Source organism: Micromonospora sp. S-DT3-3-22 (assembly GCF_015354745.1).
In the GTDB taxonomy this organism is placed as follows: Bacteria; Actinomycetota; Actinomycetes; order Mycobacteriales; family Micromonosporaceae; genus Micromonospora; species Micromonospora wenchangensis.
Genome location: NZ_JACGMO010000056.1, coordinates 31,505 through 44,498 on the forward strand (window position 1 = coordinate 31,505; position 12,994 = coordinate 44,498).

A 12,994-nucleotide genomic window follows, 5' to 3' on the forward strand; every position below is an offset into this window, starting at 1 on the left:
GGCCGGGCTACCCCTTGACCGCGCCGAGCATCACGCCGGACACGAAGAACCGCTGGATGAAGGGGTAGACCGCGAGGATCGGCAGGGTGGTGAGCACGATGGTCACGGACTGGATGGTGGCCGCCGCCTGCACCGCGTCGGACTCGGCGACCCCGCCGGCGGACTGCGCCCCGGTCGCCCCGGCGATGAGGTTGCGCAGGTAGACCGTGACCGGGAACAACTCCTGCTGGTCGAGGTAGAGGAACGCGGTGAACCAGGAGTTCCAGAAGGACACCGCGTAGAACAGCACCATCGTGGCGATGATCGCCTTGGACAGCGGCAGCACGATCCGCAGCAGGGTGCCGTACGTGCTGAGCCCGTCGACGGCGGCGGCCTCCTCCAACTCCACCGGCAGGCTCTCGAAGAACGCCTTCATCACCAGCAGGTTGAACACGTTGATCGCGTTGGGCAGGACCACCGCCCAGATGCTGTTCTTCATGCCCAGGCTGGTGACCAGCACGTAGTTGGGGATCAGCCCGCCGGAGAAGAACATGGTGAACACGGCGATCCCGACGAGCACCCCCCGCCCCTTGAGCTGGTGCTTGGACAACACGTACGCGTAGCAGGTGGTCAGCACGATCGAGATCGCGGTGGCGACGACGGTGTAGACCACGGTGTTGCGGTAGTTCGTCCAGAACATCGGGTCGGACATCACCAGCCGGTAGGCGGTGAGGTTGAAGCCCTGCGGGACGAGGTTGACCTTCCCGGCGATGATCGGCGCCTCGTCGCTGAGCGACCGGGCCACGATGTTGACGAACGGGTAGAGCGTCACGACCACCACGAGGGTCAGCACCACCGCGTTGACCGCCTGGAAGATCCGGTAGCCCCGGGTCGGGCGGATGCCCCGGCGGCGGCGGGACGCGGGGCGGGGCGCCGGGGTCTTCGGGCCGGCCGTGCCGGGGGCCACGGTCACCACAGGCTCGTCCCCACCGTACGGCGGGAGATGGTGTTGGCGCCCAGCACCAGGACCAACCCGATCACCGCCTCGAACAGGCCGATCGCGGCGGCATAGCTGAAGTTGCTGGACTCGAAGCCCATCCGGAACAGGTACGTGGAGATCACGTCGGCGGTCGGGTAGGTCAGCGGGTTGTACAGCAGCAGGATCTTCTCGAACCCGACCGCCATGAAGGTGCCGATGTTGAGGATCAGCAGGGTCACCATCGTCGGCCTGATCCCGGGCAGCGTGACATGCCAGGTCTGCCGCCACCGGTTGGCCCCGTCGATCCGGGCCGCCTCGTAGAGGTTCTCGTCGATGGTGGTGAGCGCCGCCAGGTAGAGGATCGTCCCCCAGCCGACGGTCTGCCAGACCTCCGAGGAGACGTAGACGGCGCGGAACCAGCCGGGCTGTTGCAGGAACGGCACGGCCTCCCCGCCCACCCCCCGGATCACCTGGTTGACCGAGCCGTCCATCGACAGCAGCTGCATCACCATCGCCGCCACGATCACGATGGACAGGAAGTGCGGCAGGTAGGACACCGACTGGACGAACCGCTTGAGCCGGCGGGCCCGGACCTCGTTGAGCAGCAGCGCCAGCACGATCGGCAGCGGGAAGCAGAACAGCAGGGTCAGCGTGCCCAGCACCAGGGTGTTGGTGAACACCTGCCAGAAGGTGGGGTCGGCCAGGAACAGCCGGAAATACCGCAGGCCCACCCAGTACTCGCCGAGGATGCTGCCGCCGGGGCTGAACCGGCGGAACGCGATCACGTTGCCGATCATCGGCAGGTAGCGGAAGACCAGGAAGAACAGCAGCGGCAGGACGGCCAGCGAGTAGAGCTGCCAGTCCCGGCGCAGGGCCCGTCGCCAGGGGTGCCGGCGACGCCGGACCGGGGCGGGCGTCGCCGGGGCCGGTGGCGGCCGTAGCGTCGGGGATGTCATCCTCGGCCTCCTATCCGGCCTGCGGGTCGGTGCCGGCGGACTCGACCCGTACCGCCGTGAGCAGGTGTCGTCGTGCGCCGACCTGCCGTTGCCCGCCGGTCAGGCGCAGCGGCAGGGTCGCCGCGGTGTCGCCGCTGGAGCGACCGAAGCGCAGCTCGACGTCGCCGGGTTCGACGATGCGCCGGCCGTCGCGCCCGGTGAACGAGGCGACGTCGGCGGGCACGGTGAAGCTGACCCGCGCCGCCGTGCCGGGGTCCAGCGGCACCCGGGCGTAGCCGACCAGCCGGACCACGGGTCGGGTGGTCTGCGCCACCGGGTCGTGCAGGTAGAGCTGCACCACCTCGGTGCCGGGCCGGTCGCCGGTGTTGCGCACGGTGATCCGTACCGTCGTCTCGCCGTCGACCGGCCAGGCCGGCGGTCCGCCGGTCTCCCCCGCGCCCGAGGCCACCGGGTCGGACCAGGTGAAGGTGGTGTAGCCCAGCCCGTGGCCGAACGGGTACGCCGGGGTGGGGTCGATCGAGGACACCTCGGAGCGACGGCCCAGCGGCGGGGTCAGGTAGGTGCCGGGCAGGCCACCGGCGTCACGCGGGACGCTGACCGGCAGCCGGCCGGACGGGTTCACCGCGCCGGTGAGCACCTCGGCGAGCGCCTGCCCGCCGCGCTGGCCGAGGAAGAACGCCTGGACGACGGCCGCGGCACGCTCGTGGTCGGGGCCGAGCGCGTAGGGCCGGCCGGTCATCAGCACCAGCACCACCGGGGTGCCGGTGTCGAGCACGGCCCGGACCAGGTCGGCCTGGACGCCGGGCAGCCGCAGGTCGGGCGCGTCGCAGCCCTCGCCGGAGGTGCCCCGGCCGAACATGCCGGCGCGGTCGCCGACGGCGAGCACGCAGACGTCGGCCTGCGTGGCGGCGGTGACCGCCGCCGCGATGCCCGAGGTGTCGTCGCCGGTGATCGCGCAGCCCGGCTCGTGCACGAGGCCGGGAACCAGCCGGGTGAGTTCGTCGCGCAGCGAGGGGATCTCCAGACCCAGCCCGTGCTCGGGGTGGCGGACCCCGACGTGGTTGGGGAAGGAGTAGCAGCCGAGCAGGGCCATCGGGTCGTCGGCGACCGGACCGACCAGGGCGACCCGCCGGCCGGGGGCCAGTGGCAGCACGCCGTCGTTGCGCAGCAGCACCACCGACTCGCGGGCCAGCCGCAGGGCGACGTCGCGGCTGGTCTCGTCGTCGAGCCGCAGGTCCGCCGCGTCCTCGGGCAGTTCCTGCCAGTCCTCGTCGAGCAGCCCGAGTTCGATCTTCTGGATCAGCACCCGGCGCAGCGCCCGGTCGATCAGCGCCTCGTCGATCTCGCCGGCCCGCACGGCGGCGACCAGCGGTTCGCCGAACGCGTCCACGGTGGGCAGTTCCACGTCGATGCCGGCGTGCAGGGCGAGCCGGGCGGCGTCGGCGGCGTCGGCGGCCACCCCGTGCAGGGTCTCCAGGAAGCGCACCGCGAAGTAGTCGGCGACGACGGTGCCGGTGAAGCCCCACTCGTCGCGCAGCAGCCCGGTCAGCAGCCCCTCGTCGGCCGCGGCGGGCAGGCCGTCGATCTCGGCGTACGAGTTCATCACCGAGCGGGCCCCGCCGAGGCGCAGGGCCATCTCGAACGGCGGCAGGATGACGTCGGCCAGTTCCCGGGGGCCCATCGACACCGGGGCGAGGTTGCGGCCGCCCCGGGAGACGGAGTAACCGGCGAAGTGTTTGAGGGTGGCGACGATGCCGGCGCGTTCCAGGCCCCGCACGTACGCCGCCCCGGTGGTCCCGACCAGGTACGGGTCCTCGCCGATGGTCTCCTCGGTGCGCCCCCAGCGGTAGTCGCGGGTGACGTCGAGCACCGGGGCGAGTCCCTGGTGGACCCCGGCGGCCCGCATCGAGCGTCCGATCCGGCCGGCCATCTCCTCGACCAGTTCCGGGTCGAATGAGGCGCCCCAGCCCAGCGGGGTGGGGTAGACCGTGGCCCGCCAGGCGGCGAAGCCGGTGAGGCACTCCTCGTGCACCTGGGCGGGGATGCCGAACCGGCTCGCGGCGGCGATCTGCGCCTGGGAGGCGGCCAGCGAGCGGGCCCCGACCACGGGGTCGACGGGTGCGGTGCCGAACGGGCGGGTCAGCTGGCCGAGCCCGTGCCGGATGATCGTGCTCCACGGTGGCGCGCCGTCGATCATGTCGGCCTGGTGCGGGGCGACCCCCTCGCCGGAGGCTTCCGCGCCGACCCAGACGCCGACGAGCTGGGCGATCTTCTCCTCCAGCGACATGAGCGGGACCAGTGCGTCGGCCCGTTGCGCGGGTGAGCGTCGGGGGTCCCGCCACGGTTGGGTTCCGCGGGGTGCCGGGCCGTCGTCGACGGGCACCTGACTTCTCATGCCACACCCCTCACCTTCGACACTCCCCCTCCCGCGCCCGCCGGGACAGGCAGCACGCGACGGCGGGGGGATCGAAAATTTCGTAAACAGCGCGTTACCTTTTTCGGGCAACTTAGGAGGCATTGCCGGCGCATGTCAAGGGCCTCAATTGGGATATGTGACCGCACTACTCCCGGAAAGGACATTCACCCCCGTCAAAATCCTCGGGCACTGTCGAATCCCGGTTTCGAACCGAACGTGCTAGAGTTCTCCGAAACTTTCGGACGTGCCTGGTGAGGCTTCGATGACCGCGTCCCGCCCGCTCACCCCACAGGCCTCGGCCACGATCGCCACCATCGCCGAGGAGGTCGGCGTCTCCGTGGCGACCGTCTCGAAGGTGCTCAACGGGCGGGCGGACGTCGCCGCCGAGACCCGGGCGCGGGTCGAGGAGAGCCTGGAACGCCACCGGTACCGCCGCCGCATCCGCCGGCAGTCGCCCGGGATCGACCAGATCGACCTGGTCTTCCACGAGTTCAACTCCGGCTGGGCGATGGAGATCATGAGCGGGGTCGAGGCGGTGGCCTCCGCCGCCGGGCTGGGCATCGCCATCTCCCAGCTCGACGGGGCACACCGGCCCGCGCCCCGCCGGCTGGACGCCCTGGTCGCCCGGCGTCCGCTGGGCCTGCTCTTCGTGCTCTGCCACCCGACCCCGCCGCAGCAGCTCATGCTGGCCGAACACCGCATCCCGTTCGTGGTCGTCGACACCGACAGCGCCACCTCGGCGTCGGTGCCGACGGTCGGCTCCAACAACTGGAACGGCGGCCTGCTGGCCACCCGGCACCTGCTGGAGCTGGGGCACCGCCGGATCGCCGTCATCTCCGGGCCCCGCGACGTGCTGTGCAGCCAGGCCCGCGCCGCCGGCTTCCGCTCCGCGCACGACGAGATCGGCCTGCCCGTGGACGCCGACCTGGTGCGCTACGGCAGCTTCTACGTCGACGGCGGGCACACCCACGGCCTGGAACTGCTCGCCGGGCCCGACCGGCCGACCGCGATCTTCGCCGGCTCCGACCTGCAGGCCATCGGCGTGCTCCGGGCCGCCCGGCGGCTCGGCCTGCGGGTCCCCGACGACCTCTCGGTGATCGGGTACGACGACCTGCCGGTCGCCGGCTGGACCGACCCGCCGCTGACCACCGTGCACCAGCCCCTGCGGGACATGGCCGGCACCGCCACCCAGATGCTGCTGGAGCTGGCCCGGGGCGCGACGGTGGCGACCAGCCGGATCGACCTGGTGACCGAGCTGGTCGTCCGGGAGAGCACCGCCCCGCCCGCCACCACCCGTCCCTGAGCAGCCGAGGAACCCATGACATCCAACGAGGACCTGCGGCGGTACACGCCGACCGTCGTCGAACCGGCCGACTTCGACCGGTTCTGGCGGGACACACTCGGCGCGGCGCGGGACCGGCCGGTGCTGGTCGACGTCCGCCCGCACCGCACCGACCTGCGACTGGTCGACACCTGGGACGTCACCTTCGCCGGTTTCGCCGGTGACCCGGTGCGGGCCTGGTACACCCGCCCGGCCGGGGTCGACACCGCGCTGCCCGCCGTGGTCGAGTACGCCGGCTACGGGCGTGGCCGGGGCCTGCCGCACGAGCGGCTCACCTGGCCGGCGGCCGGGTACGCGCACCTGCTGATGGACAACCGGGGCCAGTCCGGGCTGCACGGCGCGGGCGACACCCCCGACCCGCACGGCGCGGCCGGCGGCCCGTGGCCCGCCACCTGGGGCATCCTCGCCCCGCACGACTACCACTACCGCCGGCTGATCACCGACGCGGTCCGCGCGGTCGACGCCGTCCGCGCGCTGCCCGGGGTGGACCCGGCCCGGGTGGCCGCCGTCGGCAACAGCCAGGGCGGCGGGCTCGCCCTGGCCGTCGCCGGCCTGTGCGACGACCTCGCGGCGCTGCTGAGCACCGCGCCGTTCCTCTGTGACGTCCAGCGCGGGATCGAGCTGACCGACGCCGCCCCGTACGGCGAGATCGCCCGGTACCTGGCGGTGCACCGGCAGGTCGAGGAGGCCGTCCGGCACACGCTGTCCTATGTCGACGGGGTGACCTTCGCCCGGCGGGCCACCGCACCCGCGCACTTCGGCATCGGCCTGCGCGACGACGTCTGCCCGCCGAGCACCGGCTTCGCCGCCTACAACCAGTACGGCGCGGCCAACGGCCGGCCCGGAACTCCCCCGCGCACGCTGCACACCTACCCGTTCAACGGTCACGAGGGCGGCGAGGCGTGGCAGGTCGAGCGGCAACTGCGCTGGCTCGACCCGGTGCTGCGCCCGGCCACCGACCACGGGACCCGGTGACCGGCGGGCGGTGACCGACGTGCCGGGGACGGGGCCGCCGACGCGGCCGGCGGACGCGACGCCGCCCGGCGGAAGGGCGGTCCACGCCACCCGGCGTCGTCGGGGAGCCGGCCGGTAGGTCACCCGGGCATCGTCGCGCACCGATCTGTTGCCGATGTTAGCGATAACACGATATGGTGCATCGCGGCAGGAGCGCAGGGCACGCTCCGGCCGTGGTCACCGGTTCGTCCACCTGCGGGAGTTCGTCCCCCTGCGGGGGTCGGTGGCCACCGGCACACACGGCGTCCACCGCCGGTGACGCGGTCCGGGTTCCCGGTCGACGCGCGTGGCGCACCTCCGCCCGTCAGCTCCAGGGGAACCCGCCGGGGACACGGCGGTCGGTCCGTGCGCGCGGCGACGTCCGGGCCCGTGCCGGCACACCCCCTTGTCCACGAGCCGGACGAGACGGCGACATCCCGGGACGGTCGCCGTGCTGCACGTCCGCACCGCGCTCCGCGCGCCACCCCAGGGAGTTTCCATGAGCGGCACGAGCTGCCCGAACGCCGGGCCACCCCCGTCCGACCGCCCCCACCCCGCCCGCCCCGCACCCGCCGGCCGCCGCCGGCCCACCATGCGGCGCGGCCTGCGCCTGCTGGGCCTGGCCACCGCCGCCCTGGTGGCCGCGGTCGCCACCGGGTCGGTGGTGACCGCACCCGCCAGCGCCGAGTCCAACGGCGGGGTACGGGTGATGCCCCTCGGCGACTCGATCACCGACGGCTTCAACGTCCCCGGCGGCTACCGCATCGAGCTGTGGCAGCGGATGGTCGCCGACGGCTACCGGGTCGACTTCGTCGGTTCGATGTTCAACGGGCCGTCCAACCTGGGCGACCACGACCACGAGGGCCACTCCGGCTGGACCATCGCCCAGATCGACGCCAACGTGGTGAACTGGCTGCGCAACACCACCCCGCGCACGGTGCTGCTGCACATCGGCACCAACGACATGTACAACGCCTCCGGCGCGCCGACCCGGCTCTCCACCCTGATCGACAAGATCACCAGCACCGCGCCGAACGCGGACGTCTTCGTCGCCACGATCATCCCGCGCAACGGCACCGAGTCGGCGGTCCGCACGTTCAACGCGGCGATCCCCGGAATCGTGCAGAGCAAGGTCAACGCCGGCAAGCGGGTGCACCTGGTGGACATGTTCAGCGCGGTGGGCACGGCCGACCTGGCCGACGGCATCCACCCCAACGCCACCGGCTACCGCAAGATGGCCACCACCTGGTACAACGCCCTGCGGGCGGTGCCCGGCAGCCTCGGCGGCAACACGCCGACCACCCCGCCGACCACCGCCCCGCCCACCACGCCGCCGCCGACCACCCCACCGCCGACCACGCCGCCACCCACCACGCCCCCGCCCACCACGCCGCCGCCGTCGGCGGGCTGCCGGGTCGCGTACACGGTCAACGCCTGGAACTCCGGCCTGACCGCCTCGATCAGCATCACCAACACCAGCAGCACGGCGGTCAACGGCTGGTCGCTGGCGTTCACCCTGCCCGGCGGGCAGACCATCACCAGCGGCTGGAACGCCACCTACACGCCGACCAGCGGGGCGGTCACCGCCCGCAACGTCTCCTACAACGGCACGATCGCGCCGAACACCTCGGTCGACGTCGGCTTCCAGGCCGAACACACCGGCAACACGGCCCGACCGGCCGGGTTCGCGCTCAACGGCACCGCCTGCACGGTCGCCTGACCCACCCGTCCGGCACCGGTGTGCGTGCGCACCGGTGCCGGACGTCTTCCCACCACCGACTCCCGCCACCCCCAGTAGGAGTACCGAATGCGACTCACCAGAACGTTGCCGGGCCGGGTGTTCCTGGCCGCCGGCCTGATCGCCGCCGGAACGGCGGTCGCCCTACCGGCCCAGGCCGCGGCGGCCGGCTGCGCGGTCGACTACACCGTCTCGTCCGAGTGGGGCGGCGGCTTCGGCGCGAACGTCGCCGTCACCAACCTGGGCGACCCGGTCGACGGCTGGACCCTGACCTGGTCGTACGGGGCCGGGCAGCAGGTCACCCAGGCGTGGAACGCCACCGTCACCCAGTCCGGCGCCCAGGTCACCGCCCGCAACGTCAGCTACAACGCCACGATCGGCACCGGCGCCACCGTGTCGTTCGGCTTCAACGGCTCGTGGAACGGCAGCAACCCGAAGCCGACGAGCTTCAGCCTCAACGGCACCGCCTGCACCGGCGGCACCACCACCCCGCCGCCCACCACGCCACCACCGACCACCCCGCCACCGACCACCCCACCGCCCACCACACCCCCGCCGACCACCCCACCGCCCACAACGCCGCCGCCGACCACCCCGCCACCCACGACGGGCCCGTGGCCGCCGTCGTCCACCTTCAGCAACCCGGTGATCTGGCAGGACTTCGCCGACATCGACATCCTGCGGGTCGACGACACCTACTACTACTCGGCGTCGACCATGCACTACTCCCCCGGCGCCCCCGTGCTGCGCTCCTACGACCTGGTCAACTGGGAGTTCGCCGGCCACTCGGTGCCCCGACTGGACTTCGGCCAGAAGTACGACATGACCGGCGGGCGCGGCTACGTCCGGGGCATCTGGGCGTCGTTCCTGGGCTACCGCAAGAGCAACAAGACGTTCTACTGGGGCGGCTGCATCGACTTCGACAAGACCTACATCTACACCGCGTCGTCGGCCGAGGGCCCCTGGAGCCGGCACACCACCATCAACGGCTGCTACTACGACGCCGGCCTGCTGGTCGACGACGACGACACGATGTACGTCGCGTACGGCAACACGAACATCAGCGTCGCCCAGCTCTCCGCCGACGGGAAGACCCAGGTCCGCTCGCAGCAGGTGTTCACCACCCCGTCGAGCGTGGGCACCCTGGAGGGGGCCCGGTTCTACAAGCGCAACGGCAGCTACTACATCTTCCTCACCCGGCCGGCCAACGGTCAGTACATCCTCAAGGCGTCCAGCCCGTTCGGGCCGTACACCATGCAACAGGTGCTGCTCAACCTGCCCGGACCGATCTCCGGCGGCGGCGTGCCGCACCAGGGTGGCCTGGTGCAGACGCAGAACGGCGACTGGTACTACATGGGCTTCCAGGACGCCTACCCCGGCGGCCGGGTGCCGGTGCTCGCCCCGGTCACCTGGAACTCCAGCGGCTGGCCCGTCCTGCAACTGGTCAACAACACCTGGGGCGGCTCGTACCCGTACCCGAACGTGCCCCGGCCGCCACGCCAGGTCAAACCCATGATCGGCACCGACACCTTCGCCGGCACCACCCTCGGCCCGCAGTACGAGTGGAACCACAACCCGGACAACTCGAAGTGGTCGGTCAACAACGGGCTGCGACTGTCGACCGCGACCGTGACCAACGACCTGTACTCCGCGCGCAACACGCTGACCCACCGCATCCAGGGCCCCCGGTCCACCGCCACCATCGAACTCGACTACTCCACCATGCGCGACGGTGACCGCAGCGGCCTGGCGATGCTGCGCGACCAGTCGGCCTGGATCGGCGTCCGCCGGGACAACGGCGCGACCCGGGTCGCCGTGGTCAACAACCTGACCATGGACAGCAACTGGAACACCACAAGCACCGGCACCGAGGTCGCCGGGGCCGGCATCTCCGGCGGCAGGATCTGGTTGCGGATCAACGCGGACATCAGTCCCGGCTCCGGCCGGCAGGCCCGCTTCTCGTACAGCACCGACGGGGTGAACTTCACCTCGCTCGGCCCCGCGTTCACCCTCAACAACGCCTGGCAGTTCTTCATGGGCTACCGGTTCGCCATGTTCAACTACGCCACCAGCTCCCTCGGTGGCGCGGTGACCGTCCGGAAGTTCGACCTGGCCAAGTCGTAGGGCCCGTCCCTCCTCGCCGGCCGACCACCCCCGTGGTCGGCCGGCGAGGCGTATCCCCGCCCCCGACAGGAGCACCGCATGTCCGCCTCACCCCACCCCCGGTCGGCGCTCCCGCCGCATCCGGTCCCGCCCGCCACCGCACCCCGCACCGCCCCGCCGTCCGGCCACCGCCCCGGGCGCACCCGGACGGCGGCGCTGCTCGTGCTGGCCCTGCTGACCAGCCTGCTGAGCGCCGCCGCCCCGGCCGGAGCCGCCCCCGCCCTGCGGGCCAGCAACCCCCTCGTCGCGCAGCGGGCCGACCCGCACATCGTCCGGCACACCGACGGCTACTACTACATGACCGCCACCGCCCCCGAGTACGACCGGATCGTGCTGCGCCGGGCCACCACCCTCCAGGGCCTGTCCACCGCCCCGGAGACCGTCATCTGGCGGCGGCACACCAGCGGCATCATGGGCGCGCACATCTGGGCCCCGGAGATCCACTTCATCGACGGCCGCTGGTACGTCTACTTCGCCGCCGGGGCCACCGACAACGTCTGGGCGATCCGGATGTACGTGCTGGAGGGCACCGGGGCGAACCCGCTGACCGCGAGCTGGGCCGAGAAGGGGCAGATCCGTACCCCCTGGGAGACCTTCGCGCTGGACGCGTCGACGTTCGTCACCAACGGGGTGCGCTACCTGATCTGGGCCCAGGCCGAGCCGGGCATCGCCACGAACTCCAACCTCTACATCGCCCGGATGGCCAACCCGTGGACGCTCAGCGGCTCCCCCACCCGGATCGCCGTACCCACCCTGGACTGGGAGATGCGCGGCGGGGTGAAGGTCAACGAGGGACCGACCGTGCTGCAACGCAACGGCCGGATCTTCCTCACCTACTCGGCCAGCGCCACCGACGCCAACTACTGCCTCGGCCTGCTCACCGCCTCGGCCGGCAGCGACCTGCTCAACCCGTCGTCCTGGGTCAAGTCGCCACAGCCGGTCTTCACCAGCAACGCCGCGACCGGCCAGTGGGGGCCGGGCCACAACTCGTTCACCGTCTCCGAGGACGGGCAGAGCGACATCCTCGTCTACCACGACCGCAACTACCGGGACATCAGCGGTGACCCGCTGCGCGACCCCAACCGGCGCACCCGCATCCAGAAGGTCTACTGGAACGCCGACGGCACCCCGAACTTCGGCATCCCGGTGCCCGACGGGGCCACCCCGGTCCGGCTGCGGTCGGACAACCAGCCCGACCGGTTCGTCCGCCACTGGGAGTACCGGGCCCGGCTGGAGGCGAACGTGACCAACCTCGCCGACTCGCAGTTCCGCCTGGTGCCCGGCCTGGCCGGCGGCAACACGGTCTCCCTGGAGTCCACCAACTTCCCCGGCTACCACCTGCGGCACCGCAACTGGGAGGTGTGGGTCGAGCGGGACGACGCCTCGTCGACGTACCGCGCCGACGCCAGCTTCGTGCAGCGGCCCGGCCTGTCCAACGCCGCCGGGGTGTCGTACGAGGCGGTCAACTATCCCGGCCAGTACCTGCGGCACAGCAACGGCCTGCTCTACCTGCGGACCGTCACCGACGCCACCGGCAACGCCGAGGCCACGTTCGTGCTGGAGTGACCGCCGCCCGCCGGGCCGTCCGATCCGGGCGGCCCGGCGGCTGCGTCCGACGTGGACGTCTGCCAGGCCCGGCGGGCAGGGACGGGGTGATCGTTCAGGGACGGAGCGCTACCCGGTCATCGCCTATAGTGGCGTCCATGCCTAGCCGAGCTGTGATGTCGGTCGATGAGGCGCGGGCCTGGCTCGCCGAGGTCATCTCCGGCGCCGAGCGCCTGCGCCTGGAGTCGGTCGACGACGACCGGGTCGTCTCGGTGACCGGCCCCGACTGCCTCGAACTCCGCCTCGACGGCACGATCTCCGGGCCGGCCATGTTCTGGGCGATGGACCTGACCGGCTTCGTCGCGGTCACCGTGCTGCTCGGCCCGACACCGGCGATGGTGCTGGCGCACAGCAGCATCAGCTTCCTCGAACCCGCCGAGCCCGGTGAGCTGCGGGTCACCGCCGAGGTGATCAAACTGGCCAGCCGGTCGGCGGTGGTCGACGCCCGGGCCAGTGACCGCCGGGGCACCCTGGTGGCCGCGTCCACCCTGCACTTCGCGCTGCCGTCGCGGGCCACCCGGGCCGCCCTGCGCGCCGAGCACGCCGTCCGGGCCGGTAGCTGACCCACCGGTCAGCCGACCGGTTGATCCGGCGGCCGGGGCGCCGGGCGGTTCAGTCCGGGCGGTCCACCACGTGGGTGCGCCGCTGCCACGGGTAGGTCGGCAGCGGGGCCACCACCCGGCCCTTCGGCGTCGGCACCGGGTCGTCCGCGTCGAGCATCCGCACGTCCGGGTGGTCCGAGCCGGCAGCCACCGCGGTCAGCGCCTCGGCCGCCTGCACCGGGCCGGACGCGCGCACCCACACCGCGTGCGCCAGCCGGGTC

Annotated in this window: 9 protein-coding genes and 1 pseudogene; 6 read left to right on the plus strand and 4 right to left on the minus strand. The window is 72.3% G+C overall.

Annotated features, from left to right (window positions below):
* Window positions 1–7: 7 nt before the first annotated feature.
* Genes H1A17_RS17660 through H1A17_RS17670 form a run of 3 tightly spaced genes read right to left on the minus strand, consistent with a single transcriptional unit; the run spans window position 8 to window position 4,309 of the window.
* Complete coding sequence (locus H1A17_RS17660; protein ID WP_228543734.1) at window positions 8–952, minus strand: carbohydrate ABC transporter permease; 945 nt, start codon at window positions 950–952, stop codon at window positions 8–10.
* On the minus strand, window positions 949–1,914 hold the full coding sequence (locus H1A17_RS17665; protein WP_145919599.1) for a sugar ABC transporter permease: 966 nt from the start codon (window positions 1,912–1,914) through the stop codon (window positions 949–951). The genes H1A17_RS17660 and H1A17_RS17665 overlap by 4 nt, the downstream gene beginning before the upstream one ends.
* Window positions 1,915–1,924: 10 nt before the next feature.
* Window positions 1,925–4,309, minus strand: a complete 2,385-nt coding sequence (locus H1A17_RS17670) for a glycoside hydrolase family 3 N-terminal domain-containing protein (protein WP_194822367.1) — start codon at window positions 4,307–4,309, stop codon at window positions 1,925–1,927.
* A gap of 283 nt (window positions 4,310–4,592) precedes the next feature.
* Between H1A17_RS17670 and H1A17_RS17675 the strand changes: the two genes are divergently transcribed.
* The 6 genes from H1A17_RS17675 to H1A17_RS17700 all read left to right on the plus strand — a co-directional run bounded on the left by H1A17_RS17675 (window position 4,593) and on the right by H1A17_RS17700 (window position 12,734).
* Window positions 4,593–5,633, plus strand: a complete 1,041-nt coding sequence (locus H1A17_RS17675; RefSeq protein WP_194822368.1) for a LacI family DNA-binding transcriptional regulator — start codon at window positions 4,593–4,595, stop codon at window positions 5,631–5,633.
* Between the two features lie 15 nt (window positions 5,634–5,648).
* Complete coding sequence (locus tag H1A17_RS17680) at window positions 5,649–6,647, plus strand: acetylxylan esterase (protein ID WP_194822369.1); 999 nt, start codon at window positions 5,649–5,651, stop codon at window positions 6,645–6,647.
* A 610-nt stretch (window positions 6,648–7,257) separates the two neighbouring features.
* Window positions 7,258–8,385, plus strand: coding sequence for a cellulose binding domain-containing protein (locus H1A17_RS17685; protein ID WP_194822372.1), 1,128 nt, complete (start codon window positions 7,258–7,260; stop codon window positions 8,383–8,385).
* Between the two features lie 87 nt (window positions 8,386–8,472).
* Window positions 8,473–10,527 (plus strand): family 43 glycosylhydrolase, encoded by a 2,055-nt coding sequence (locus H1A17_RS17690; protein ID WP_194822370.1) that lies wholly within the window; start codon window positions 8,473–8,475, stop codon window positions 10,525–10,527.
* A gap of 78 nt (window positions 10,528–10,605) precedes the next feature.
* Window positions 10,606–12,132 (plus strand): family 43 glycosylhydrolase, encoded by a 1,527-nt coding sequence (locus tag H1A17_RS17695; protein WP_194822371.1) that lies wholly within the window; start codon window positions 10,606–10,608, stop codon window positions 12,130–12,132.
* A gap of 137 nt (window positions 12,133–12,269) precedes the next feature.
* Window positions 12,270–12,734 carry a PaaI family thioesterase gene (locus H1A17_RS17700; protein ID WP_145919593.1) on the plus strand — a complete coding sequence of 155 codons (465 nt, stop codon included), beginning with the start codon at window positions 12,270–12,272 and terminating at the stop codon, window positions 12,732–12,734.
* Between the two features lie 49 nt (window positions 12,735–12,783).
* On the opposite strand, the pseudogene H1A17_RS17705 reads toward H1A17_RS17700, so the two are convergent.
* A pseudogene (locus H1A17_RS17705) lies at window positions 12,784–12,994 on the minus strand (polyketide synthase); the annotation flags it as partial.

Coding starts and splice junctions, on each gene's coding strand:
- H1A17_RS17665 (WP_145919599.1), bottom strand. CDS start 1,914: ATGACATCCCCGACGCTACGGCCGCCACCGGCCCCGGCGACGCCCGCC.
- H1A17_RS17685 (WP_194822372.1), top strand. CDS start 7,258: ATGCGGCGCGGCCTGCGCCTGCTGGGCCTGGCCACCGCCGCCCTGGTG.
- H1A17_RS17670 (WP_194822367.1), bottom strand. CDS start 4,309: ATGAGAAGTCAGGTGCCCGTCGACGACGGCCCGGCACCCCGCGGAACC.
- H1A17_RS17690 (WP_194822370.1), top strand. CDS start 8,473: ATGCGACTCACCAGAACGTTGCCGGGCCGGGTGTTCCTGGCCGCCGGC.
- H1A17_RS17700 (WP_145919593.1), top strand. CDS start 12,270: ATGCCTAGCCGAGCTGTGATGTCGGTCGATGAGGCGCGGGCCTGGCTC.
- H1A17_RS17680 (WP_194822369.1), top strand. CDS start 5,649: ATGACATCCAACGAGGACCTGCGGCGGTACACGCCGACCGTCGTCGAA.
- H1A17_RS17675 (WP_194822368.1), top strand. CDS start 4,593: ATGACCGCGTCCCGCCCGCTCACCCCACAGGCCTCGGCCACGATCGCC.
- H1A17_RS17695 (WP_194822371.1), top strand. CDS start 10,606: ATGTCCGCCTCACCCCACCCCCGGTCGGCGCTCCCGCCGCATCCGGTC.